The 25011-nt window shown below is 67.1% G+C and carries 20 protein-coding genes; 10 read left to right on the forward strand and 10 right to left on the reverse strand.

Annotation, left to right across the window (positions count from 1 at the left end; translation table 11 throughout):
- Positions 1 to 17: 17 nt before the first annotated feature.
- The 3 genes from KA712_03195 to larA are packed head-to-tail and all read right to left on the reverse strand — an operon-like array spanning position 18 to position 4936.
- Entirely contained in the window at positions 18 to 2579 is a 2562-nt protein-coding gene (locus KA712_03195; GenBank protein ID MCG5051943.1) for a c-type cytochrome, read from the reverse strand.
- The gene (gene hisC, locus KA712_03200; GenBank protein ID MCG5051944.1) at positions 2576 to 3655 is read right to left on the reverse strand and encodes a histidinol-phosphate transaminase; all 1080 of its coding nucleotides are present in this window, start codon (positions 3653 to 3655) and stop codon (positions 2576 to 2578) included. Before hisC ends, KA712_03195 begins: the two co-directional genes overlap by 4 nt.
- Positions 3656 to 3658: 3 nt before the next feature.
- Complete coding sequence (gene larA / locus KA712_03205; protein MCG5051945.1) at positions 3659 to 4936, reverse strand: nickel-dependent lactate racemase; 1278 nt, start codon at positions 4934 to 4936, stop codon at positions 3659 to 3661.
- Positions 4937 to 5053: 117 nt separating this feature from the next.
- On the opposite strand from larA, the gene KA712_03210 reads away from it, so the two are divergent.
- From KA712_03210 to KA712_03220, 3 genes are all read left to right on the forward strand, one after another.
- Entirely contained in the window at positions 5054 to 5785 is a 732-nt protein-coding gene (locus KA712_03210) for a phosphoadenylyl-sulfate reductase (GenBank protein ID MCG5051946.1), read from the forward strand.
- 30 nt (positions 5786 to 5815) lie between these two features.
- Positions 5816 to 6037 carry a hypothetical protein gene (locus tag KA712_03215; GenBank protein ID MCG5051947.1) on the forward strand — a complete coding sequence of 74 codons (222 nt, stop codon included), beginning with the start codon at positions 5816 to 5818 and terminating at the stop codon, positions 6035 to 6037.
- Between the two features lie 296 nt (positions 6038 to 6333).
- The gene (locus KA712_03220) at positions 6334 to 8463 is read left to right on the forward strand and encodes a hypothetical protein (GenBank protein ID MCG5051948.1); all 2130 of its coding nucleotides are present in this window, start codon (positions 6334 to 6336) and stop codon (positions 8461 to 8463) included.
- A gap of 117 nt (positions 8464 to 8580) precedes the next feature.
- Here the strand turns inward: KA712_03220 and KA712_03225 are convergent, their stop codons facing one another.
- Both KA712_03225 and KA712_03230 read right to left on the reverse strand, forming a co-directional pair.
- Positions 8581 to 9033, reverse strand: coding sequence for a DUF2721 domain-containing protein (locus KA712_03225; GenBank protein MCG5051949.1), 453 nt, complete (start codon positions 9031 to 9033; stop codon positions 8581 to 8583).
- Positions 9034 to 9130: 97 nt separating this feature from the next.
- Entirely contained in the window at positions 9131 to 9526 is a 396-nt protein-coding gene (locus KA712_03230; GenBank protein ID MCG5051950.1) for an HPF/RaiA family ribosome-associated protein, read from the reverse strand.
- A gap of 291 nt (positions 9527 to 9817) precedes the next feature.
- Here KA712_03230 and KA712_03235 point away from each other — a divergent pair, with 291 nt between their 5' ends.
- Together KA712_03235 and KA712_03240 are read left to right on the forward strand one after the other, a co-directional pair.
- Positions 9818 to 11194 carry a universal stress protein gene (locus tag KA712_03235; protein MCG5051951.1) on the forward strand — a complete coding sequence of 459 codons (1377 nt, stop codon included), beginning with the start codon at positions 9818 to 9820 and terminating at the stop codon, positions 11192 to 11194.
- Positions 11195 to 11255: 61 nt separating this feature from the next.
- Positions 11256 to 12644: a response regulator gene (locus tag KA712_03240; protein MCG5051952.1), complete on the forward strand. Its 1389-nt coding sequence runs from the start codon at positions 11256 to 11258 to the stop codon at positions 12642 to 12644.
- A 41-nt stretch (positions 12645 to 12685) separates the two neighbouring features.
- Here the strand turns inward: KA712_03240 and KA712_03245 are convergent, their stop codons facing one another.
- Together KA712_03245 and KA712_03250 are read right to left on the reverse strand one after the other, a co-directional pair.
- Entirely contained in the window at positions 12686 to 14086 is a 1401-nt protein-coding gene (locus KA712_03245) for a sigma-54 dependent transcriptional regulator (protein ID MCG5051953.1), read from the reverse strand.
- A gap of 171 nt (positions 14087 to 14257) precedes the next feature.
- A complete protein-coding gene (locus tag KA712_03250) occupies positions 14258 to 14929 on the reverse strand; it encodes an LON peptidase substrate-binding domain-containing protein (GenBank protein MCG5051954.1) in 672 nt (223 codons plus the stop codon).
- Positions 14930 to 15088: 159 nt separating this feature from the next.
- On the opposite strand from KA712_03250, the gene KA712_03255 reads away from it, so the two are divergent.
- The 3 genes from KA712_03255 to KA712_03265 all read left to right on the forward strand — a co-directional run bounded on the left by KA712_03255 (position 15089) and on the right by KA712_03265 (position 18130).
- Complete coding sequence (locus KA712_03255) at positions 15089 to 16654, forward strand: AAA family ATPase (protein MCG5051955.1); 1566 nt, start codon at positions 15089 to 15091, stop codon at positions 16652 to 16654.
- 63 nt (positions 16655 to 16717) lie between these two features.
- The gene (locus KA712_03260; protein ID MCG5051956.1) at positions 16718 to 17512 is read left to right on the forward strand and encodes a class I SAM-dependent methyltransferase; all 795 of its coding nucleotides are present in this window, start codon (positions 16718 to 16720) and stop codon (positions 17510 to 17512) included.
- A 153-nt stretch (positions 17513 to 17665) separates the two neighbouring features.
- On the forward strand, positions 17666 to 18130 hold the full coding sequence (locus KA712_03265) for a universal stress protein (GenBank protein ID MCG5051957.1): 465 nt from the start codon (positions 17666 to 17668) through the stop codon (positions 18128 to 18130).
- A 28-nt stretch (positions 18131 to 18158) separates the two neighbouring features.
- Here KA712_03265 and KA712_03270 read toward each other — a convergent pair whose 3' ends face one another.
- Both KA712_03270 and KA712_03275 read right to left on the reverse strand, forming a co-directional pair.
- Positions 18159 to 18551: a response regulator gene (locus KA712_03270; protein MCG5051958.1), complete on the reverse strand. Its 393-nt coding sequence runs from the start codon at positions 18549 to 18551 to the stop codon at positions 18159 to 18161.
- Positions 18552 to 18591: 40 nt separating this feature from the next.
- Positions 18592 to 19758: a histidine kinase gene (locus KA712_03275; GenBank protein MCG5051959.1), complete on the reverse strand. Its 1167-nt coding sequence runs from the start codon at positions 19756 to 19758 to the stop codon at positions 18592 to 18594.
- A 203-nt stretch (positions 19759 to 19961) separates the two neighbouring features.
- On the opposite strand from KA712_03275, the gene KA712_03280 reads away from it, so the two are divergent.
- Positions 19962 to 20876: a cytochrome c gene (locus KA712_03280; protein ID MCG5051960.1), complete on the forward strand. Its 915-nt coding sequence runs from the start codon at positions 19962 to 19964 to the stop codon at positions 20874 to 20876.
- 20 nt (positions 20877 to 20896) lie between these two features.
- On the opposite strand, the gene KA712_03285 is transcribed toward KA712_03280, so the two are convergent.
- Entirely contained in the window at positions 20897 to 21553 is a 657-nt protein-coding gene (locus KA712_03285; GenBank protein MCG5051961.1) for a hypothetical protein, read from the reverse strand.
- Between the two features lie 217 nt (positions 21554 to 21770).
- On the opposite strand from KA712_03285, the gene KA712_03290 reads away from it, so the two are divergent.
- Positions 21771 to 24959: a LuxR C-terminal-related transcriptional regulator gene (locus tag KA712_03290; GenBank protein ID MCG5051962.1), complete on the forward strand. Its 3189-nt coding sequence runs from the start codon at positions 21771 to 21773 to the stop codon at positions 24957 to 24959.
- Positions 24960 to 25011: the final 52 nt, after the last annotated feature.

Raw genomic sequence — 25011 nt, forward strand, 5'->3', positions numbered from 1 at the left:
GTGCGCGGGCCGCGCGCTCAGCGCCGTTCGACGCCCAGCGCCGGGGGCCGCATGAGCCAGGACACCAGATCGGCCACATCTTGCGGCGACAGGAAGGTGCCGTACCCCGAGGGCATGGCCGAGACGTCGAGCAGCTCGCGTTGGGCGATCTCCGTTTTCGGAATCACTGCGGTGGTGCCATCTGCCTGGTAAAGCCGCAGCAGCTTGGCCGTGTCCTCACGAATCATGCCCGCGTACTCTCGCCCGTCCTTCGTGGTGACCAGTGCTTGCATGAAGCCTTCGATGAGGGTGGCGTTGGGATCCAGGATCGATTCGGCCACGTAGTCGTAAGAGGCCCGAGAGGCCAGGTCCGAAAGATCGGGGCCCACGGCGCGGCCATCGTTGCCCATCTTGTGGCAGAGGTAGCAGCCCGGGCCACTACGGTGGAAGAACAGCGCCCGTCCGTTGTCGGGGTTTGCGTGCGCGAAGCGCGCACGGACCTCGTCGAGCGTGGTTTCGTGGTCGAGCGCTTCGTGCACCAGCGGGGTGGCCGGTGGGGGCAAGGGGGGAGTGGTTACGCCCGTGCGTTCGAGCCACTTTTGGGCCAGGGTGGCCACGGGCGCCACGGGGTTGCGGACGAGCCGCTCGACCTGGGGGATCGTCAGGCGATCACGTTCCAGCAGCGCCAGCAAGGCCGCCTCCGCCACGCGCGGCTCCCGGTGACGCAGCAGCGCCGAAAGCGCGGGGGCGTGTTGCTCGGCCAGCGTCTTCCACAGGGCGTAGCGCACCAGCCTGTCCGTCTCGGCCGCCAAGGCCTCGAGGATCCGCGCACGCGGGGGGCGGGGCCCAAAACGCAACGCCTCGGCCGCCTCCCTGCGCAGACGGGCGTCGCCGTGGTCGAGCAGGTCGAGCGCCAACGCCTGCAGCCGGGGTGATCTGCGCGCGCTCACGATGCGCAGCGCTTGTATGCGGCCTTCGAGCGGTGCCTGGTCGTTGGCGGCCGTGGTCAAGAAGAGGTGGTCGACTTGCCTGCCCACCTTGCCGGCACGGGGCAGCCGACCCAGGGTCCAGGACAGCCACAGCCTTTGGAGGGGGGACCGTCGTTCGTCTTGCAGGGCAGCCCTCAGCGGCGCGAAGGGGGTCTGCCCCCGGCGCAGGAGCTCATCCTGGGCTTGCACCGCGCGCGCCGGCAGAAAGTGGCCGAGATCGTCGATGAGCTCGTGCAGGGTCCAGGAGGCAAGCGGGCGGGCCCGCCGCAGGCGAACGGAGGTGCTTTCCTCGATGAGCGGCGAGGCGCCGTTCCACATCTTGAACACGCGGCCCTCGTTGAGGGCGGCCGTATCGTCGCCGTTTTGGTAGGGCGCAGACTTCGAGCCGTAATGCGAGCCCCACCCGGCGATGTAGAGCGCGCCGTCGGGCCCGGTGACCATGTCGGTGGGACGAAACAGGGCCGGTGTGCCGCGGGCAGAAAACAGCTCGTGAAGCTCACCCGTGCGCTGGGCGCCCTGCCACTGTGGGCGGTAGACGTAAAGAGACTTGCGAATCCAGTCGCCAACGAGGAAGGCGTTCCGGAAGGCCTCTGGCCACTGGGGGGCCGTGTAGAAGACGACGCCCACCCCGGACCCGTTGGCATTCGGGAACAGGCCTGACAGAGGCACGGTGGCCGGGCTGTCCTCGCCCGTCCATGACCCGTACCACGGGTGCCGCTTGCCGAAGTGAGCGCCCCGAAAGGGCGTGATCACCCGATCGTGCTCGGGGCCATCGTCGTTGTCGGTGGCGAGCCAATCGAAGTTGGCGTCGAAGTCCATGTCGAACGGATTGCGCAGACCTCGCGCGAAGATCTCGAGTCCCGTTCCGTCGGGGCGGGCGCGCAAGATCCCGCCTTCGGCTTCGGGCCAGGTGGGCACGAAGGTGTGTGCATAGTCGCCGCCGGAAAACCGCCGGGGTTTCTGTGTCGCGGGAGCGTTCGACCTGATGCCCATCAGGTCGCGAAAGGCCTTGGGGGCGTGCTTTTGCACCTGGCTGTTCCCCTGGCTCATGTACAAAAAGCCGTCGGGCCCGAAGACCAACCCGTGCAGACCGTGTCTGTTGTGGCTCAAGCCTTCGTAAAGGCGCACGTATTCGTCGGCCACGTCGTCGCCGTCGAGGTCACGCACCACGGTCAAATCGGGGGCGTTCGCCACGTAGAGATCGCCTCCCTTGAACGCCAGCCCCTGGATGCTGTTGAACCCGCTGGCAAAAGTGGTGGCTCGCTCGGCCACCCCATCACCGTCGCAGTCCTCGAGCAGGACGACGCTATCGGGCGGTGTTTGCGGGGTGGGCTTGCGGAACTGCGGCCCGCCGCCCACGTAGAGCCGTCCCTTCGCGTCGAAGGCCAGGGCCGCCGGGTGCGAGATCAGCGGCTCGCGGGCGAAGAACGCCATGCGGAAGGGCGCGGGCACCGGCGGAAGCGCGTCGAGATCGTGCTCTTGCTCGTCGACCAGCAGATCCGCCGCGCCCGCGGGCACCCGCGCGGCGGTGAGAACCGCCGGCGCAACGGCGACGAACAGAAAGGCGGCCCACGGCCGCGTGCTTCGCAGACGGGATAAACGCCAGCTCATGCGGGATCAGGTAACGCGGCCAGAAGTGCGGTGTTCTCTTCGGGCGTTCCGACGCTGATGCGGATGCGATCCGACAGCCCAGGTTTGTCGAAGTGGCGCACGAGGATGCCTTGTTGCTTGAGGTGCGCATAAAGGCTGCCACCGTCCCCGCGGGGAGGCCGCGCAAAAACGAAGTTCGTCTGGCTGGGGATGACATCGAAGCCCCTCGCTGTGAGTTCGGCCACCAACCGGCTGCGTTCGCCTTTGACCCCTTCCCACGTGCCCCGGGCGTACTCTTGGTCGGAAAGCGCCGCCGTGGCCGCTGCGATCGACAGGGCGTCCACGTTGTAGCTGTCTTTCACCTTGGCAAGCTCCGCCATCACCTCCGCTGCCCCCAGCGCGTAACCAAAACGAAGGCCGGCGAGGCTGTAGGACTTGCTGAGGGTCCGCGACAGCACCACGTTGGGGCACGACGCGAGCAGGGGCAGTCCGCTTTGTTCGGCGAACTCGACGTAGGCCTCGTCGAGCAGCACCAAGCCCGAAAAGGCCCGAGCGAACGACTCGAGCGTGCGAAGAGGCACCACGGTGCCGCTCGGGGCGTTCGGGTTCGTGATGAACACCACGCGGGCCCCGCTGCGCAGCAGCCCTTCGGTTGGCAGGGTCCAGCCGTCCTCCCAGGCCACGGGGGCCACGCGCACGCCGTGGATGTCGGCCAAAACAGGGTAAAGCGAATAGCTCGGGTCTGGGTAGGCGAGTACGTCGCCCGGATCCAAGTAGGCCCGAATGATGATGTTCAGGATGTCGTCGCTGCCGTTGCCTGCCAGCACCTGCGCGGGGCTCAGGCCATAAAGCGCGGCGGCCGCTTCGCGGAAGCGATCGGCCATCGGTGAGGGATACCGGCGCAGCACCTCGCAGGGGAACGAGGCGATGGCCTCGGCCACGCGGGGGCTGGGCGGATAGGGGTTTTCGTTGGTGTTGAGCTTGATGATTTTCTGGTGAGCGCGCGGCTGCTCGCCCGGTGTGTAGCCGGAGGAGCGGGCGACCCGCTCGCGCGGCAAGGGAAAAGGCAAGGGGCTGGGTGTGAAGGTGCGTGACATGGTTCAAACCGCCGGCGGCGAGGTGAGGTAGGGAATGGTCAGGGGGCCCTCGGGCAGTACGGCGATGGCCGCATCGGGGCCGCGCGCGTCCAGCTCTTGCTTCAGGCGCGCTCCGATGTCGGCGACCGGCTCGAGGTGAGCGGCGCGAAGCTCGGCTTCCGGCATTTCACTGAAGACGCCCACGCGTGCCTTGAGGGCTATCAGCGCAAAGAGCTGCGCTTGCCATTGATCGAAGCGCGAGAAGCCGGGGGCGTTGATGGTGTCGAGAAGGTCCTGGGGGGAGGCGTGCTCGGTGAGGAACGCACGGAAGTTGCCGTGGGAGGGGAAGCCGTCGTTGCACCGGGCAGCCGCCAGAATCAAGCCACCCGGCTCCACGATTTGTGCGGCGGCCGACATGCCTTTGACGGTCTGGTAGAGGTTCTGATCCAACGGAAACCCGGCGTTGCTGGTGAGCACGATCGGGTAGGCCCGGTCGCAGGCGGCCATGGCCGTACGCTTGACGTAGGCACAGCCGGCTTCGTGTGCAGCTATGGGATCGCCACAGAAGAACTGCGTGATCTCACGCTTGCGGTTCAACGTGACGTTGAGCAAGAAGTCGACGGGCAGCAGGCTGCCATAAGTGCGGATCTGGTCCTGGGTGGGGTTGTCGTGGAGCTGGCCCCAGGTGCTGCGGGGATCGCCAATCACCTGCGCCCGGTGGTAGTGCATGATGGTGGCCAGGTCGGCCACCGCCGGGAACACGCCCTTGTAGCCGCCCGAAAAGCCCGCCATGAAGTGAGGCTCGATGAAGCCCAGCACGATGCGGCGCTCGGCGTCCACGTAGTGGCGGTTCATGTAAACGGGCTGGCCGTTCGGGCCCCGCCCCGCCTCGGCGAGGCTCTTGGGCTCGAAGGCGTCGTGGTTCACCACGCGATAGCGCCGCAGAACGTCCGCCCCCACCATCTTCGCCAGCTCCTCGGGCGTGTTGGCCCGGTGTGAGCCCGTGCCGTTGATGATCGTGATGTGGTCGTCCGGCACGTGCGAGAGCTCGGCGAAAAGCCAGGGCAACAAGCGGTCGGAGGGCAGGGGGCGGGTGCCGTCGGGAATCACCACCGCCAGACGCTCGCCGGGCTTGACCACCTCGCGCAGCGGCGGTCGCCCGATGGGGGTCCGCGCGGCCTGCTGGAACGCCGCGGCTTCGTCCGGAAGGCCGGCGGTGAACGTGGGCTCGATGACGCGAACGTTCCGGCCCGGCACCTCGACGGCGAGGTCAGTGTTTCCGTACGGTAGAGTGATTTTCATGGGGAGAGCGGGGCCCGAGGGGGGCCGGTGGGGGGAGAAAAAACGTAGCATGAAAAGCCGAACGACTCCGTGCGCGAGCGGGGCTTCGGCGGTGATCTGCGCTATAAACGGTCCCCCATGAAACCCTCGGCTCAAGAAATCGGCGCCGCCCAGGAGCGGCTTTCCGGCCGCCCCCCTCAAGAGGTGCTGGCGTGGGCTCTCGAACGCTTCGCAGACACCTTGGCGATCGCGTCCAGCTTCTCGATCGAGGACTGTGTGGTGATCGACATGGCCGCCAAGCTGGCGCCGAAGGTCCGCGTATTTGCGCTCGACACGGGGCGCTTGCCTGAAGAGACCTACCAAACCGCCGAGCGGGTCCGGGACAAGTATCGGCTGGAGATCGAGTGGTATTTTCCCGCCCGTGAGGCCGTCGAGACCCTCGAGCGTCGCAAGGGGCTGTTCAGTTTCATGGAGTCACTCGACAACCGGCATGAATGCTGTGGCCTGCGCAAGGTCGAGCCCCTCGGGCGCGCCCTGGGGGCGCTCGACGCCTGGGTGACGGGGCTCCGGCGCGAACAATCCGTGACCCGCGGCGAAACCCCCGAGGTGGAGTTTGACGAAGGGCACGGTGGCATCGCCAAGTTGAACCCCATCATCTCGTGGTCGGAAGCCGAAACGCGGGCCTACGCCAAAACGAACCGGGTGCCCCTACATCCCTTGCACGATCGCGGCTACCCCTCCATCGGCTGCGCACCGTGCACACGCGCCGTGGCCGCAGGAGACCACCCCCGTGCGGGCCGTTGGTGGTGGGAGGACCCGGCGAGCAAGGAATGTGGGCTTCACCCGGTCAAGGACGGCGGCGGACAGTAGCGGGGTCGGCGTTCCTGCGCGCGTGTCCCGATGGTCCTTGCGCCCCGCCGGCAACGCTGGTTGCTTCTCTGCTTTGCGGGGCTGCTCTGTCTTGCCGGGGTGTGGCTGCTCAGCCGCAAGGGCGAGGCGCAAAGGCGGTGTGCCTCGGGCGCCGCGACGGGCGGTGGGTGCGAGGAGGAAGACCCCTCGGGACTCGACGTGGGCTCGATCCCCGGCAACCGTGATGGTACGCCCGGCCTGCGGGTCGAATGAGGGCGTGAGAGCGGGCGGGGTGGCTAGCGATCTGGCGACTTCGCCGGGATCAGTGGACGTGCGGGATGACGCGCTTTATCGTGACGCACCCCCGCGACGTTCGAAGGATCCCGTTCGTTCCAGTGGCCCCGTTGTTTCGCACAGGCCGCGGTGGTGGGCATCCCGAGATGCCCGTGATGGAACCGTGGTTGTCTCGACGGACAGCCAGCTAAGAACGAACGGCAGGTAAATCGATGAATAGGGAATTGGGACGGACCCGGATAACTCGCAGTCTCGGACGAACGCAGGTCGCCGTTGTGGCAGCGGCCCTGCTCGCACTCGAAGGCGGAACCCTCTCGAGCGCCCGCGCTGCGGAGCCACTCATGGTGTCCGATTTCGTGGGCACGCAGCCGGCGGTCAACACGCCTTGGTCGAAAACGACGCAGTTGGCTGAGGGCGTTTCGAACACCGGATGGACGAGGTCGCCTCAGGTGCCGGCAGCACTCGGACACGACAACCTCTTTGCGTTCCTGATCAACGCCAACGCCACGCCCACGACTTTGGCCGAGGCCGTGTCGCTTGGGCACTATGTGAGTGTGACTGTGGCACCTGCGGCCTCTGGGTGGCTCGACCTGTCCGGCGCCCCGGTGTCGTTCGGTGTCGACCGGCTCGAATGGAACGCACCCGTTTCCTACGCCGTCTTCACCAGCCACACCGGCTTCTCCGCAGACGCGGCTGTGTTCGTATCTCCGACAATGAAGAAGTCCGAGGGCGCGCCTCGATCCTTCGCGTTCCAGTTACCGGCGACGGCGGCCTGGAATGCTCTGACCGAGCCCCTCGAGATCCGCATCTATGCATTCGGAAGCCAGTACCGAAACAAACCCACGTCGCTCACGTCGTTTTCGTTGGGTGGCAGGTTGGGACAAACGCCCAAAACGCGTCTTCAAGTGGGAATGAACTTGAGCGGCGTCGTGGACTACAGCACGGACCTCCCCTTCGTAGACAAGTTCAAGCATGCCCGCGCCTGGAGCACGCGCAACAGCGACGGAACCGGCGCGTGGGATACGAAGCTTGGCGGCGCTTTGCCAATCGACGCAAACGGATGGCCCCTTGCAGTGCCCTTCACACCTCCGGGAGCTGCCAAGTCCCAGATGGTGCACACCACGTTTCGCTTGCCCGAGTCTGGGACCTACGTGCTGTTCTTCGAGGGCAGTGGCCGTTTTCGGGTGCGAGGGGCCGGGTTCAATCACTTGGTGAATGCCTCGGGTCCGGGAAGCCGCACCCTGGAGGCGGTGGCCAGCAACGTCGACTACGGCAACCCGATTCAAACGTACCTCGAGATTTACGAAACCTCCGCCAGCAACCCGCTTCGGAACCTTCGCGTTCTTCACAGCCGTCATTTGGGGGCAAGCAGCGTACCGGTGTTCGAGCCCCTCTTCGTAGAGAGGCTACGTGGCTTTTCGCCGGTGCGCTTCATGGACTGGGCCGAGACGAACGGAAGCGATCTCGTGCACTGGCAAGATCGGCCAGGAACCGAATGGTACACGCAGACCGATCACGGCGTGGCGCTCGAGTACATGATCGCGCTGTGCAACGAGCTGCAAAGCGACTGTTGGTTCAACGTGCCTCACCTCGCCTCCGATGATTTCGTGCTGGAGATGGCCGCGATGATCCGCGACGAGCTCGCTCCGGGCCTGCTGGCCTACGTGGAGTACTCGAATGAGACCTGGAACACCCAGTTTGCTCAAGGAAAACACGTTGCCGCTGCCGGCGCCGCACTCTATCCCTGGCTTACGCCCACGGACGCCCTTCAGCGCTTTGCCGTTCGTCAGCAGGTCCGTGTGTGGGAACTTTTCGCGGACGTCTTTGGTGCTGCTTTCGAGACGCGGGTGCGTTTGCCACTCGGCGGACAGGCTGCCAACAATTACGTCAACGATCGGCGTCTTGCCGAGCTCGCGGACGCGGAGATCAACCCTCGGGGCCTCCGCGCGCAGGGCCTGTCCATTGCCCCGTATTTCGGGAAGTTCTACCGTGGTACTGACCTCGGCGCAGGCGCGCCCGGCGTGGATCAGATCCTCGAAGACGCGCGCACGCACCTCGAGGGCACGGTGGTGAACCGACTGGTGCAGCTTCAGAGTTTGGGGAAGGCGTACGGCGTGCAGATCTGGGCGATCGAAGCAGGCCAGTCAGTCAAGGGGGTGGACGCCAGTGTGCAGAACGACGCCACATTCGTGGCCAACATGATCGCCGCCAACAGGGATCAGCGCATGGGCGATCTTTATGACCGATACCTCACACTGCTCGACCAGTACGGGGTGAGTATGGCCATGCAGTTCTCGTTCGTCGCGGCTCCAGGGAAATACGGCGCATGGGGGGGCCTAGAGTTCCTCGACCAGGACTTTGCACCCAAGCACCAAAGCCTGCTCGACTGGAGGGCCGGCGAGTAACGACCGGGCGTACTTCGAGCACCCCGCCTGGAGTCCACGCGTCTCCCAGGCGGGGAAGTTCTTCTGTGGCCCGTTGGGCAAGGACGGACGGTGCAGGGCCTGTTCCGCCCCCCGCCCTCACGGTAGAGGTCGCACCTCGGAGGTCTCGCGAGGGTCGGGGGCGGTGACCGGGGTCTCGTGTTCGAGATCGCTTAGCTGGATCTTCAGAGCCACCGTGGAGATTTGAATCTCGCGCACCGATATGGCCAACGAGACCATCATCGTCACCAAGCTGAGCGCGAAGAGTCCCTGACCAAGGTGCGGGAACCCGGCGAACAGCGCGAACATACAGACCACACAGATGAGCAGGCTGAAGACGCCGGTGGCCTGCATGCGGCGAATGAGGTCGAGGCGTGTGCGCAGGTTGTGAATCTGCCCCAGCAACGCCCGATCGCCGTTTTCGCGGTAGCGCGCGTGAAGGCCGCGCACCACGCTGGCCAGAGCGAGAAAGCGGTTCGTATACGCGAGCAGCAAGAGCGAGATGGCCGGAAACAAGAGCGCCGGCGTTCCCAACGACATCTCAGGATTCATGATGCGCCCCTCGCATACCGGGGAGCATGACAGAAACGACGAGGCCCCGGGGAACGAGCCACCGGGGCCTGCGTCTTGCGAGGAGCTCGTGCAGGGGTCAGGCGACCGCTGCAGCTAGCGCTTCGTCTTTGGCCAAGATCTCACCCACACGCTCGTGTTGGCGCCCTGCCGCCCGGTGCTTGCGCACGTGCTCTTGCAGGAGCCGGCGTGCCGTGCGGAAGGTGTCACGCGCCGCCACGTAAGGGTTGTCGTGGGTGTTGTCCACGTCGTGGTCCTTGCCCGCCACCAGCTCGGCGCCCGGAAGGTGCATCTCGACGCGGAACTGGTAGTGGCTGCCCTTGTGGTGGTGAAGGTGCGGCCGTTCAACCGTCACCCGACAAGCGGTAAGACCCTCGTGCAGCCGAAACAAACGCTCGACTTTCCGACGGATGTTGGCCTCCAGGGTGGCAGAAGGGGGAATGTCGCGAAATACGATCTGGATTGCCTCTGTCATCGGAACCTCCGCTTTGGAGTTTTGCGACATCCGTGCCAACGCAGGCTGACGCAAACGCCTGGGATTTCCGGGCCTTTCCGGCCTTTTCGGCCGCAGCCTCTGCGAATGCCCACCGTTTCGGTGCAGCCTTTGCGTCAAAGGTTTTGCGAGGCGCCCGGGCCTCGACGGGACCACGCGCAAGCTTTGCGGTCCCGTGTGCGTGTAACGCACAGGTTTCGCCCTTCGCCCGGGGCCGCCCGGCCAGGACTTACACAACGCCTTGGCACGCCACATGCTCCTCTCCGTGGTGCCATGAACATCCTTGTCGCCACTGATTTTTCGAAGCCCGCCGAACACGCCGTGGAACTTGCTGCCGCGTTGGCTCATCGGCTGGGAGATCAGCTGGTCGTGGCCTTCGCCCAGGAGCCGCCTGTCGTCACATCGCCCGACTTTGCCGTGGACGTGGACGCGCTCGAGCGCTCCCTCGCGCAGAAGGCTCAAGCCAGCCTGGACCACCTGGGCGCCCGCCTGCGGGAGCAAGGGCACGCGGCGGAGCTTCGCTTGGTACGGGGCGTGGCGGCCGACGCGATCGCCAAACTGGGACACGAGCTGGACGCGCGCTTCATCGTGGTGGGGACCCACGGGCGCAACGCGGTGTCGCGGTTCTTCGTGGGGAGTGTGGCCGAACGGCTGGTACGCGAGGCCGACCGGCCCGTGCTGGTGGCGCGGCGCCACGGAGACGAGAACCTGATCGCGTGGGCCAAGGGTGAGCGGCCCTTGCACGTGGCCGTGGCGCTCGACATGAGCAACGCCTCCGCGCATGGCTTGGCCTGGGTCAAGCGGCTACGGGCTGCGACCCCGTGTGATCTCACTTTCGTACACTTTTATTGGCCACCCGAGCAGCTCTCGCGGCTGGGCATCACGACGGCCGAAGCGCTCGACGACGCCGACCCGACCACGGTGGCCGTCATCCGGCGCGACCTCGAGGCCTTCGTGGGCGAGCTGCCCGGTCAAGGACGCGTGGACTACGAGATTGCCGCCAACTGGGGTGAGTTGGGCGGGCACCTGGCTTTCGCGGCCTCGGACCTCAACGCCGACGTGCTCGTGCTTGGCACCCATCAGCGACGCGGCCTCAAACGCATGTGGCTGGGCGCCACCCTCCAGCCCACGTTGCATGCGGCCAGCGTGCCCGTGCTGTGCGTGCCGGGCGCGGAGCCGGCGCCTGCCGAGGCCATCGTGCCCCGTCTGCGCGAGGTCCTCGTGGCCACCGATCTCTCGCCGCTTGGCAACGCGGCGGTGCCCTACGCCTACAGCCTGGTCGACGACGGCGGCACGGTGCACCTGGTTCACGTGCATGAACGGCACGTGCCAACCCCCTTGTCGGCGCCCGACACGGCACGGGGCGCACTCGCCGGCTCGCCGCGCGAGGCTGAGCTGCAGAAGACGTTGCAGAGCCTCGTGCCAGCGGGCGTTGCGGGCCGTCACGTGAAGACCGAGGTGCACGTCATCGATGGGGGGCGGCCTCCCACGATCGTGCTGCAGGTGGCCACGCGCCTCGGTATTGACGCCTTGGTGGTCGCGTCTCATGGCCGTACGGGCCTGGGGCGCGCGCTCATGGGCTCCGTGACGCAGGCGATCCTCGAGGGCTCGGACAAGCCCGTTTTCGTGGTGCGCGGAAAACGAGGTTGAGCGCGGCCATCGGGTGCGGCGCGGCTTTACAGCCGGCGTCGCTTGCCCGATCGTGGGGGCCATGGAGCCCAGCGTTCTCATCGTCGACGACGACGAAGCCCTCGCCGACAATCTGCTCGAGATCGTGGAGACCCTCGGCGCCCGCGGCACCACCGTGTCGACGGCCGGGGAGGCTCTGTCCGCCGCACGGCGAGGGGCCTGGGCCGTTGCGCTGGTCGACGTGCGCCTTCCCGACGGCAGCGGCAGCGAGCTTGCCCGCCGGCTCCGGGATCTACAGCCTTTCGTTCAGGTCATCATGATCACGGGCGATGCCACGGTCGAAAGCGCCATCGCCGCCGTGGGCGACGGCGCCTTCGCGTTCGTCGTCAAGCCCTTCGATCCCGCGCGGCTCATCGATACGGTGAACCAGGCGCTGGCGCGCGCCTCGCTGGTGTCCGAACGCGAAAGGCTGAGGCTGGAGCTCGAGCGCAGCGAGCGTCGCCACCGTGAGGTGGTCGAAGCCGTTCCGGCCTTCGTGCTGGGCCTCGACGCCGAGGGCCGCATCATGCTGTGGAACCGCTGGCTCGAAAAAGTGACCGGGCTTGGCAGAGAGCGCATGCTGGGCCGAGATGGCCGAACGTTCATTCACGGCGAGGGGCCCTCGGCCATCCCCACCGCGAACGATGGTGAGATCCTCGTGCGCTGGGAGACGGCGGCGAGCACGTCGAACGATCCCGTGACCTACGCCGTGGGGATCGACGTGACCCGCGAACAAGAGATGGCGCGACGCACGCTGCGTGCAGAGCGCTTGGCCGCCGTGGGGACGATGGCGGCAGGTTTGGCGCACGAGATCCGCAACCCGCTCAACGCCGCCATGCTGCAGTTGACGTTGCTCATGCGGCGGCTCGATCGGGGCGAGAGCGGCGACGCCGCCGTACGTCCCGTGGCCGAGGTGGTGACGAGCGAAATTCAGCGGCTCGAACGCCTGGTGAACGACTTCCTCGCGTTCGCGCGGCCTCATCCCCTGCAAGTGGCACCGACCGAGCTCAACGTCGTCATCGAGGGCGTGCTTTCGTTCCTCGAACCCGAGGCCGAACAGAACCATGTGCACGTGGTGCGGGAGCTGGCCAAGGGACTTCCGCCTGTGGAAGGTGATCGGGAGCGCCTCCGCCAGGTGCTGCTCAACCTGGCGCGCAATGCGATCGAGGCCATGCCGGACGGGGGGCGCTTGACCCTGCGCACACGGAGCGTGGGCGAGGGGATCGAGCTCGAGGTCGAGGACACGGGCGTGGGCATCGAGAACGAGGCCGAGATCTTCGATGCCTTTTTCACCACCAAGCCCCAGGGCACCGGCCTGGGGCTGTCTTTGGTCCATCGGATCGTGGGCGATCACGGGGGCGCCATCGAGGTGAAGTCGCACCCCGGCTGCACTCGCTTCTCGATCTGGCTGCCTGCGGCCACACGGCGCTGACGCCCGCGCCCGCCCCTCGCGAAAGGCCGCGGGCCCTGGCCTCAGTCCGGCTTGCTCGTCGAGATGACGGCCGGAGCCCCGCTTTTTGGGGCTTCCTGGTACTCATGGAGCTTGTACTGCACCTTGCGCACGGAGATGCCCAGGATCTCGGCCGCCTTGCTCGTCGAACCCGCGGTGATCTCGAGCGTCTTGCGAATGGCGTAGTTCTCGATCTCCTCGAGGGTCGACCCTGGGATCTGGATGCCGCGGCCCTCCTTGGGCCGCAGGTGGGGCGGCAGCTCGCCCACGCCGATGCGGCGGCCGTTGCACATCACGACCGCGCGTTCGATCGTGTTTTCGAGCTCGCGCACGTTGCCCGGCCACGGATAGTTCACCAGGTATTCGAGCGCCTCGTCGGTGAACCCCTCGATGGCCCGGTCTGCTACGCGCTCGTTCTCTGCGGCGTACTTGCGCAGAAAGTATGTGGAGAGCAGCGGAATGTCCGATGTGCGGGCCCGAAGCGGAGGCATCTCCAGGTTGATGACGTTCAGCCGGTAGTACAGATCCTCGCGGAATCGCCCGCCCGCCACCTCCGCCTTGAGATCCCGGTTGGTGGCAGCGATGACCCTTACGTCCACGCGGATGGTCTCGTTGCCCCCGACCCGCTCGAACTCGTGCTCCTGCAGAAAGCGCAGCAGCTTGACCTGTGTCGAGGGGGAGATCTCGCCGATTTCATCCAGGAACAAGGTGCCCTTGTTGGCTTGCATGAAACGCCCGTCGCGCCGCCCCAGCGCGCCCGTGAAGGCCCCCCGTTCGTGACCAAAGAGCTCGCTTTCGAGCAGCGTCTCGGCCAGCGCCGCGCAATGCAGTTTTACGAACGGCCCTGCGGCCCGCGGGCTGCGCTGGTGAATGGCGGCGGCGATGAGCTCCTTGCCTGTGCCGGATTCGCCGGTGATCAACACGGAAGCCCGCGAGGACGCCACCTGCGTGACCATCTTGAAGATCTCCTGCATCACGGGCGCGTTGCCGATGATGTTTTCGTAGCTGTAGCGCTCGGCCAGGCGTTGCTTGAGGTTGCCGGCCTCGCGCCGCAGGCGCAAATGCTCGAGCTCACGATTCAACACCAACAGAAGCTCGTTCATGTTGATGGGCTTGGTGAGGTAGTCGGCGGCGCCGTTGCGCATCGCCGTCACCGCGGTCTCCACCGCGCCGAAGGCCGTCATCACGACCACCACGACGTCTTCGCGCATCTCGTGTGTGCGGCGCAAAAGCTCGAGCCCGTCCATGCCGGGCATCTTCAGGTCCGTCAGCACGAGGTCGGGGCCGAACTCGGCCATCTTGCCGAGGGCCTTGAACCCATCGGCGGCGGTCTCCACCGCGTACCCCTCTTCCTTGAGGAGCTCCGACAGAGCGTTGCGGGCGTTGGCTTCGTCGTCGACGATGAGAATTCTGGCTCGCTGCATTTGTTTCGGCTTTCGCAGGGCCATTATGCGAAAACGAGGCCGCGATTTTGAGCCTGTTTTGACCCCCAAACACGCAAAGGCTGCGTTTGACCGGGTGCGTGTGGCAGCTCCTGCGCCGCTGCGTCACTCCCTCCGAAAGTCCTGCGGGGCGGCCGCCGCGCGCACGACGCGTCAGGAGGGGCGGGGGCCCGCGGGGCGGGCGAGCGGGTCCAAGCGCGCTTCGAGGGTGTTCAGCACGCATTCGAGCCGGGCGGAGACCCGGTTCGACTCGAGCGCCGCTTGCCGTTCTGCAAGGGGCAAGAGCGTCAGGCAGCCCATGAGGGCGGCGATGCGGGCGTGAAGGTGCTGCGCCGCCACGAGGGCCGCCAACACCTCGGCAGCCATGCTGCACGCGGGACTTTGGCGCTTGAGTTGGCACAGGCGCTCGCGTGCCAAGTCGACGAGCGCCTCCAGCGAGGCCGTCTCTTCGCTTTCGTCGAACGCCTCCTTCACGCGGGCCAAGCGGAAGGGGTGTTCCCGCAGAAACTGCGTCACATGCACCCGGGCCTGCGCACGAAAGTCGGCGATCCACAGCCCGGTCTCGTGCTGGCGCAGGCGAAAGACCCGCGCGAGCACGCCGGTGGGACACAAGGGGGCCGGCCCTTCGTGCGTGGGGTCGGCCTCACGGTCGGGCACGGAACACACGGCGACGTGAGCCGGGCCGATCGTACGGTGGGCTTCGCGAACGGCCCCGTAAGCCCTCAGGGTTCCGAGCAGAAGCGTGCAGGTCATCCCCGGAAACAGCACCGTGCTGGCCACCCCCACGACGGGCATTATGTCTTCGCACACCTCACCGGAATTCATTGGCCCGTGCCCTTTCCTGTTCGCGCAGGTCTTCCTCGTCGTCGCCGGGAAGGCTCTCGCGTCCCATGACCCGCAGAGGCACAAAGCAATAACCATGCCCTGTGCACGCCGGGCCCAAGAGCCGGGGGGAGGGTGCTATGAAGCGAGGAGGGTTGGCACATGGAGACGGACGAGGCCTTCGCGCACGAGGTCGAGCAGCTCTGCTCGCCGGCCGCCTTTCCCGCGCAAGGGGGAGGTGATGTCGAGCTCATCACCACGCACATCTCATGGGTGCTCAGGGGCCGAAGGGACGTCTTCAAGCTGAAGCGCCCCGTGCGCTACGCTTTCGTCGACTTCTCTTCGCCAGAGCAACGGCGGCATGCCTGCGAAGAGGAAGTGCGCTTGAACACGCGGCTTGCTCCCGATGTTTATGGCGGCGTCGTGCCCGTGTATCGAGCGCAGGGCAAGCTCTCCTTCGTGGGTCCGGGCGAGGTCGTGGAGCACGCGGTGCGCATGCGTCGCCTGAACGATGCTGACTCGTGCCGTGAACGCCTGGCGCGCAACGCCCTTTCGCCGGAACACCTCGCCGCGCTGGCGCAACGTCTGGCAGCGTTTTATCGGTGCGCCCCGCTGGCATCTGCTTTCGGGACGCCCGAGCGGTTGCGGGCGCTGGTGCTCGACAACTTCGACGAGATCGCGCGCGTGCCGGAATTCCCTGCACCTGCGCGGTCCATTGCGCGGTTGCGTGCCCACGCCGCGTCCCACCTCGAAAAGCTGCTGCCACGGCTCGACGCCCGTCATGACGGGGGCGCGGTGCGAGACGGCCACGGGGATCTGCGCCTCGAGCACGTGTATTTCGAGGGCGATGCGCTCGTGCCCGTCGTGATCGACGCCGTGGAGTTCGAGCCGGCGTTCCGCGGGTCCGACATGGCGCTCGATGTGGCGTTCTTCGCGATGGAGCTCGAGGATGCGGGGCGGGCTGATCTTGCCGCGTGGTTGTGGTCGTGTTTTGCGCGGGCGTTGCAGGACTATGGGTTTTACCCGCTCATCGATACGTTCGTGATGTACAGGGCCGCCGTGCGGGCGAAGGTGGCCGCGCTGACGGCGGTGGGAGCGCCTGCTCACGTGCGCAGGCGCAAGCGGGACGAGGCGCGGCGGCTCTTCGCGCTGGCCGAACGCGCCGGTCACGATCACCACACGGGCCGCCCGGCCGTGATCTGCGTGGGCGGTTTGGTGGGGGCCGGTAAGAGTGTCGTGGCCGAAGCGCTTGCGCGGGCGATCGTGGGGCCCGTGATCTCCTCTGACCATACCCGCAAGGCCCTGGCGGGTGTGTCGCCCGACCAGCAAGCGGCGCCGGCCCACTACACCGCGGCGTTTTCGGACGCCACCCTGCAGGCGATGCGGGCGCATGCCACGTTGGTGCTCGAGAGCCACCGCCCCGTCGTGCTCGATGCCACGTTTCGCAGCCGCGCCTGGCGGGACGAGGCCCGGGCCCTGGCCACGGCGCAGGGTGTACCTTTTCTCTTCGTCGAAGCGACGTGCCAGGAGAGCGTGCTGCGCGCCCGGCTGCGGGCGCGGCAGGCGCGGCCAGGGGTCTCGGACGCGCGCGAGGCCCAGCTCGACGACCTGCTGCGTACCTTCGAGCCCCTGAGCGAACTGCCAGCGGCCGTGCACCTACGCGTGGACACCGAGCAGCCGCTGGCGGACGCGCTCGCGGCGGTGACGGCAAGGCTTGCCAGCGGCTAATCGGCCCCCGCTCACGATGCGGGCTTGCTGAAGCGGTACGCCTGCGGGCAGGATGCCCCTCGAATGGCTGAGACCTACGCGCCCTTCGACTGGTACGAGACCCCTCTTTACTACGACATCGTCTTCGACGAGGACACCCAGAAAGAAGCTGCGTTCTTGCAGGCCCTCCACGCGCGGCACGTCAGGCGTCCCACGGGGCGTTTGCTCGAGCCCGCGTGCGGCTCGGGGCGTTTGGTGGCCGCCATGGCCAAACGAGGGTTTTCGGTCAGTGGCTTCGATGCCAGCGAGGGCATGATCGCGTTCGCGAGGGCCCGGACGCGGGCCTACGGGGCGCGGGTTCATTTGTCGACACAGACGATGCAGGGGTTTTCCTACAAGAGCCGCTTCGACATGGCGTTTTGTTTGGTCAGCACCTTCAAATACCTGCTGACCGAGACCGACGCCCAGGCGCATCTCGAGCGTGTGGCGGCCTGCCTGCGCCCGGGCGGTGTTTATCTGCTGGGATTTCACCTCACCGATTACGATCGCACCAACGCCGAGCGCGAACGCTGGGTGCAAAGCCGGGGTGATGACCATGTCACGTGCAACATCCAGATCTGGCCGCCGGAGCGCCGGACCCGGCTCGAACGGGCGCGTTCGCGGCTGGTGGTACGACCTGTCCGGGGGAAGGGGTCGGCCAAGCGTTTCGAGACGAACTGGCACTTTCGCACCTACAGCCGCGCTCAGTTCCTGACGTTGATCGCCAAAGTGCCTTCGCTCAGGCACGTCGACACCCACGATTTCGACTACGACCCCGACCACCATGCCCGCTTCGGGGAGGATCGCGCCGACGTGATCGCCGTGCTCCGTCGGGAGTGATTCACAAAGGCGAAATCGCGAAAATCCTGCGCCTATTTTTAGGCGCGACGCAGTGGTTGCGGAGAGCCTTGGCGGCAAGGGGTTCCTTTGCAGGTATGCAGTTTGCATCAAATGGCCCCGAGCCGGGGCCGAAAGCCCCATCGCCGCCGACCCATGTCGACACTGTCCTCGTCCTCGAGCTCGAAACACCCTTCGTCTGCGCGTCCCGTGTTGGCCGCCGTGGACGGATCGTCGTTTTCACGAAAGGTGGCGGAGGTCGCAAGTCGGATCGCCGATGCGTTCAATCTGCGCTTGGCGCTGCTGCACGTGGTGGAGCCTCTCACCGAGCCCATGGCCAGCCGCCTTCAGCTGTCCGAGCAGGATTGGATCGAATCACGCTTGCGCGAGGGGCAGTTGGTGCTGGAAGAGCTTTGTCGCGACCTTCGTCTCGAGAGCGCCGATCGCATCTTGTTGGCGGGCCCTGTGCCTGAGACCATTTGCGGCGAAGCTGAAGATGCCGACGCCGAGATGATCGTTCTGGGCGCGCACGGTCACGGCCCCGTGCCGCGCATCATGCTGGGCTCGGTGGGGGATCGGGTGGCCTCGCTGGCGACCCGAACCGTCACCATCGTTCGCTAAGCGTTCGCTGAGCGTTCGCTGAGCGCTCTCAGCGCGCCTCGAGAGGAGCGGCGTCCGCGCCGGTGCGGAGGATGTCGCGCAAGGCGGTAAGCAAGCTCTCGATGTCCACGGGCTTGGGCAGCACCAAGCGCGCGCCCGCCGAGCGCGCAAGCGCTATGGTGTGCGGGTCGGTGTAGGCGCTCATGACCACGGCCGGGAGGCTGCGTCCTTGCTGCATCAGCGTGCTGATCAAGTCGGCCCCACTCAAGCCCGGCAAGCGGTAGTCGGTGATGAGCGCATCGAAGCGTGCGGCGGGCACGCAGGCCAAAGCGGCTTCGGCCGACTCTGCCACCGCGGTGGTGTAGCCCTCACCGTCGAGAATCTCGGCGATGTTCTCAGCCAACTCCACATGGTCGTCGACCACGAGGATTCGGCGCGGCATGAGTTGGGCACGCATGGGCTTTGGGCGGTGGGGGAGAGACTCAAGACAATAACACAACGAACGTCGCTCCGCGCTCTGCCGCCGCGTCAGCGGTGCTGCGATGCGCGAGGGTGATGGTTCCGCCGTGCGCTTCGAGAATCCGCCGGCAGAGCGACAGTCCGATGCCTGTCCCCTTGGCTTTCGTGGTGAAGAGCGGCTCGAAGATACGGTGGGCCACGTCCACGGGCACACCGGGCCCGTCGTCGGAGACCCGGAATTCGACACGGCCGTTGCGGGCGCTGGCGCTGACCATGATGCGACCCACGTTTCCCATGGCTTGCGCCGCGTTGAGAAACAAGTTGGCAAAGACTTGAGACATCTGGCCGGGATCCACCTCGACCGAGAGATCTTCGGGAACTTCCACCACCACGTGAACGGTGTCGGGCAGGTTGCTGGCCGTGACGGCTTGCGCGATCAGCCCGCGGGCCGAGGTGGTCTGGCGGGACGGTGGGCGGTTGCGCGCAAGCTCGAGCAGGTCGGTGATGGTCTTGTTGGCGCGCCGGAGCTCACTTTGAATGCGGTCGATGTGCTTGGCCACGCGCGGGTCGGCCGCCACCTCGGGGCCAAGCCTCTGGCGCAGCAGGAAGATGGATGACTCCACCACGCCCAGGGGGTTGCGCAACTCGTGGCCGATGCCGGTGGCGAACTGCCCGATGGTGGCCAAGCGCTCGGCGGCGCGGTTCGCGGAGAGCAGCGACTCCCTGTACGTCTCGAGCATGATCGCAAGCTCGAGGTCAAGTATCTTCTCGAGCGCAGTGGCCGTGAGGAGGCAACGTTCTTTGTCGGGGTGCAGGTTGTCGTACACCACCTTGAGCAGCCGGACCCGGATGCGGTTCATGGCCGTGAACATGTAATCCTGAGGCAGCCCGATGCGAACGTGCATACGTCCGATGCGTGCGCGCTTGTCGAAGTAGGCTTCGTCATGGGGCCCCTCGAACATCTCGGCCAGCCAGCTCATGAGCGTGTTCTTCAAGCGCTCCACTTGCTCGTCCCCACCCGTGATCGCTTTGCTGGCGTCCTCGTGGGTCAAGATGGCGTCGTAGAAGTCGTCGATGATGGGCTTGAAGTGAGCCTCGACGAAGGGGAAGGCTTCCTTGAGGTGTCGGCTATCGTCCGGGCCGAAGCGTACGTAGTCTTTCAGCCGCTCGAAGAAGGTGAAATCACCCATGGTTTGCGAGGTGTATCACGATCTGGGCGCGGACGACACGGGCGGAGTTGCGTCTGCGGGCGGCCCCGCGCGCTGTGTCTGGGCTTCGATTTTGCATCGTGTGATGAAGATGAGGCCGATGTCATGAGATACCTGCAGGGCCTGCGTGTAGCCAATAGGCCCGCCCGCGAGCGGACTGTCCTCGAAGCATCAGGGGGGAAGTGATGAATGTGTTCATTGCGGCTCGTGTCGCCGCGCTGCTTGGGATCAGCTTGCCTTCAGCAACGGGTGCAGGACCTGGAGCGGACGCCTCGATGCGCGGTGCGGCCCCCACCGAAGCGGCGGAGGTGCCAAGGCACAGAAAGGCGCCGGTGGACCTCGTGTGGATGGTGGGGCCACCCTCTGACGCCGCGCCGAAGGGACCTGCGCCAGACAACACGGCGGCCCTGCGGAAGCGGGGTGTGGCGCTGTTCAAGCGCAACTGCGCTAGCTGTCATGGAACGTGGGGAGATGGGCGCGGGCCCGCGGCGGCAACCCTGACCGTGCCCACGCCCGACTTCACGAAGGGGATTTTCAAGCTGCGCTCCACGCCTTCGGGAACCTTGCCCACGCCCGCAGATCTCTACGTCACGATCTCACGCGGCATGCATGGCACCGAGATGTTCCCGTGGGCGAGGTTTTCGGAAGATGAGCGGTGGGCGCTGGTCTATCGCATCATGAGCTTTTCGCCCCGTTTCCGCAGCGAAGAGCCGGGCAAACCCTTCGGGATGCCCGCGGAGACGCCGCCCGTCACGGAGGCCCTCGTGGCCAAGGGCCAGTCGCTCTATGCGCGGCATCGCTGCGGCGCTTGCCACGGACCCGAGGGCGGTGCGGATGGGCCCGCGGCTGCGCTGTACCAGCAGACCGGGACCGAACGCCCCGTGCGCATCCGTGACTTCAAAAAGGGCCAGTTCCTGCGCGGCGAGCGCATGGAAGACATCTTCCTCACGCTGCAGACCGGGTTGGATGGCACGCCCATGGGCCCCTACGACGTACTCTCGGTGCCGGAGTTGTGGGCGCTTGCGGCGTATGTGAAGTCACTCGTGCAGCAAAGGCCCCTCATCGAAGCACCCGCGTGGGGTGATCGCGCCCCGCGCTGACAGCACCCGCCGATTGCCGGTCAGTGGGCGCCCCCCGCGTCTTCGCGGGCGGCTTGGCGGACGTGGGCAGTGGTAGCCGGATCCTTGGCGGTGATTTCGATCGTGTGGGCCCCCGCCTGTTCGATCTCGAGTCCCCGCACGTAAAGCGGGCATGCGGCTGCCTCTTTCGCGAAGCCGCGGGCCCGGGCATAGGCGTAGTGGCAGCGCATCGAAGCCACGGCTGCGGCCGCGTTCACCTTCTGAGACAGATCGATGGCCACGCCGCCTGCGACGTCGCGGATCTGTTCCACGGGTCCGAGCAGCGGGCACGCACCGCGCTCACGGGCGGGGACGCCCGCGCAGGCCTCGTCCTCGAACGTCTCCAACTTACGCGCGGCCTTTTCGTGCGCGCTGGCGTGCGCATCATGCCATTGCGCCTTGCGGAGGTGCTCTTCGGAGGGGTTGTGAAGCGCCACCGCCTCGCCCAGATCGCCCTCGGCGGCGCGATCGCGAAAGGGGCTGGGCTCGGTCTTCGCGGGATTGTAGCGGGCCTTTTCCGCACGGGCCTGCTCGGCCTCCCGCTCGGCCTCGACCCGGTGCGCCTCGGCGCTCATCTCTTCGGGATCCACACGATGGGGGTTGCTGGCACCACACCCCGTGACCACGGCCAGCCCGAGGGCTGCAAGGAAAGTCTTCATGGCAAATGAACCTCGAAACCAGGGCTCGCAAAGCGTGTGCCGCTGGGGCGCGTGCGCCGCCGGCGGTGGGGCTCACCCTGAGAGCCGCAGATGATGCGCCTCGCGGGGGCGTGGGCGCAAGGGCTGCGATGACCCCCGGAGTTCAAGGGGGCGTGTCGTGCGTGTTAGCATTTGCCGCATCCGCGGTTTCAGGTCTTCATTCGTCACATTCCTTGCCATGGCCCTTGGGCTTTGGGCCGGGCTTCGGAGCGGCGGCTGTGCGCCGGCCCACGCCGAGCTGCGCTTTCCCGCGCTCGGTTTTACGACGCACCGGCCGGCAAGCTTCGTCCATGCGGTGGCACAGACGCCCGACCGGTTCCTTTGGATCGGAACCCAGCGGGGGCTGGTCCGCTTCGACGGGCATCGGATGGTGCTTTTCGACGGCGCCCGCACACCTGGCCTACCCGCAGGCGCCGTGACGGCGTTGTTGGTCGACGCACGCGGCACCCTGTGGGTGGGAACCGAACAGGGCGGCCTGGCCTATCGCACGGGGGCCGGTTTCGCTTCGGCGGCGGCTGAGGGAGGTCCCGGCAAAGGCCGCGTCACCGCCATGGCGCTCGGGCCCGAGCACGAGCTGTGGGTGGGAACCGAGACGGCGCTTTATCGGCGGGTGGCTGAAGGCTTCGTGGCGTTTGGCACCGAAGACGGTCTTCCTGCGCGGGACATTTTGGCTTTGGCCAGGGACGGGCGCGGGGTGCTGTGGGCCGAGACCCGCCTCGGACGCGTGGCCTTTGCGCACGGCCGCTTTGGGCCCGCGCCAACGGGGCAGGGGCCGCAGCTGTCTCCGCTGCCCCTCGCCCTCGATGCGCTTTTTCCGGAGCCTCCTGGCAGCTGGGCGTACCTGCGGGGCCGTTCCGTGGTGGCCGCCTTGCGCGACCGCAGGGGTGATCTGTGGTTCTCGCTGCCGGGCGCGGGCGGACTCATGCACGCCAGTTCCACCGGCCGCCAGACGTACACCACACGCGACGGCCTCGGCGCCAACCTGGTCACGTCGCTATCGACTGATGGCGAGGGAGGCCTGTGGGCGGGCACTTTCGGGGGGGGCGTCACCGCGATCCGCCCGCGGCGCTGGCAGGTGTTGGGCCAGGCCCAGGGGCTGCCGAGCAACGATGTGTGGGCGGCCGCAACGGCGCGGGAGGGCGGGGTGTGGTTGCTCTCGCCCGCGGGCTTGGTGCTCGTGAAAACTGACGCGCCCGCCGCGCTCACGGTGTGGCCGAGTCAGGGCCGTGCGGTCCCCGGCGACGGCTCCGTGCTGCCGCTCCCCGCGCCACAGCGCCTCTCAGCCTCACCCACGGGCGATCTGTGGCTGACCGGTCTCGACCCGCTCTTGGTCCGCTTTGATGGGCGCACCTTCGAGACCTTGCGTGTGCCCGAGGTGCCCGCAGCCGCGCGTCCTACTGCGCTCTTGGCCGATGACGAGGGTGTTTGGCTGGGGTTCGCCGATGGGCGCCTGCTTTCGTACCGACAGGGGCGCTTCGTGGCGGTGATGCCGCCCGCGCCCGTATGCAGCTCGCCAGGCACGCCTTGTGTGCGGGCGATCTCCGCGATCGCCGATCGGAGCGCTGGGGGCGTGTGGGTGGGGACACGCGGCGCTGGTGTGCTTGCCGTGCAGGACGCCGACGCCCGCGTGGTGGTGTGGCCCGCGCAGGGCGGGGAAGAGGTGCGAGCCCTTCATGAAAGCCGCCTGGGTGTGTTGTGGGGCGCCACGGCCCACGGCCTGCTTCATCACGACGGGCGCGTGACCTGTTTGCTCAAGGGGGCACACGGCCTTGCGAGCACGACGCTCACCGATGTGCTCGAGGACAGCCGCGGCAGGCTGTGGCTGGCCGGCGAAAGCGGCCTCTTCACCGTATCGGAGCGCCAGGCCGCCCAGGTTGCGCGCACGGGCCAGGGGCAGCTCGATCCCGAAGCGTTCGGCCTCGACGACGGGCTGCCCACCGAGCTCACGCGCGCGGGGGGTGCCACGCGCGGCCGCGACGGGCGCCTTTGGTTCCCGACCCTCGCCGGCGCCCTGGTCTTCGAGGCTCCCGAGAGCGTACGGCCCGCACCGCCCCCGCAACCCGTGATCGACCAGGTGTGGGTGGATGGGCATCCCGTCTCCGTCGGCGGGGGTAGCAAGGTCGTTGTTCCCGCGAACCTGCGTTCCCTGACTCTGTCTTTCACCGCGCCTCTTTTTGCTGAGCCCGAGCGGCTCCGCTTTCGCTACCGCCTGGTGGGGCGCGATGAACCCACCCGCGAAGCGGGCTTCATCGAGGCCGAGGGAGGGCAGCGATCGGTGCACTTTGCGGGCGTGGCTTCGGGAACGCATCGTTTCGAGCTGCAGGCCTACCGCCAGGGCCAACGCGCGCAAGCTGCCCGGGTGGCGCTCACCCTGCACGTCCCGGCACCCTGGCAGAAACGCTCCTGGGCCCTGGCGCTCGGGCTCGGGGTGGTGGGCCTCGGCGCTTGGGTGTGGCACGGGCAGCGCCTGCGTGAACAGCGCAAGTCCCTGGCCCTTGCGCGTGCAGAGGCACAGAGCCGCTGCGAGCGCCTCGCGCACGATCTGCTCGACGATCTGGCGCCGGTATTCTTGGCCGCCGAGCCGCAGCGGGACCGCGCGGGACCGGCCGGCCCCCAACGCGCGCTCGTTCAAGGGGCCGCGCTCACCCGTCAGGCGGCTTTGCGGCTCAGAGCGCGGGCCACCGGGCTCGGTCCCGTGATCGAGGCCCTCCAGGCCGAATCGCGGCTTTACGAGGGCGTGCTCATCGAGGTGAGCGCCGCGGGCGAGGCGCTCGCGCTGCCGCCCGAACTGGCGTACGAACTCGTGCACGCGGCCCAAAGCATGGTGCGGAACGCCGTGGATCACGGACATGCGCGCTTCGTGAGCCTCGAGCTTCAGGCCTTGCCGGCGCAGGTCTCGTTATGGCTGCGCAGCGACGGCGAGGACTTCGCGCCTGGCTTCGAGGCGAGCCTGCGCGCCCGTGCGGAACGCGGGGACGGAACCCTCATGGTGCATGCGGCACGCGGCGTGGGCACGGAGGTGGGTGTGTGTTTCCCGGCACCTGCGGCGGCTGAGTTCGCAAGCGCGGCGGGCGTGGAGCGCGAGGCCTTCAGCGAGGCCCTTCGACGAAGGGTCCGTGAGCCTGTCGCCGCGTGGCTCTCGCGGCAGGAGGGTATGGCGGAGTCTGACGCGCTTTCCCCGCGGGAGCGCGAGGTGCTGGAACAGTTGTGTGAAAACCCGAGTGATGGCGCGCTCGCGCGGTCCCTGGGCATTGACGAAGCCACCGTGCGTATTCACGTGAGCCTCGTGCTGCTCAAGCTCGGCGTGCAGCGGCGCACCGATGCGGTGGCGGTGGCGTGGGCCCAAGGGCTCGTGCGCAAAGGGTGAAACGATCTCGGGGCGTTGTGAGGTCGTCGGGCGCGCGTGCTTGACCGCCGCG

The organism is Myxococcales bacterium (assembly GCA_022184915.1).
Lineage (GTDB): Bacteria > Myxococcota_A > Polyangia > Fen-1088 > Fen-1088 > JAGTJU01.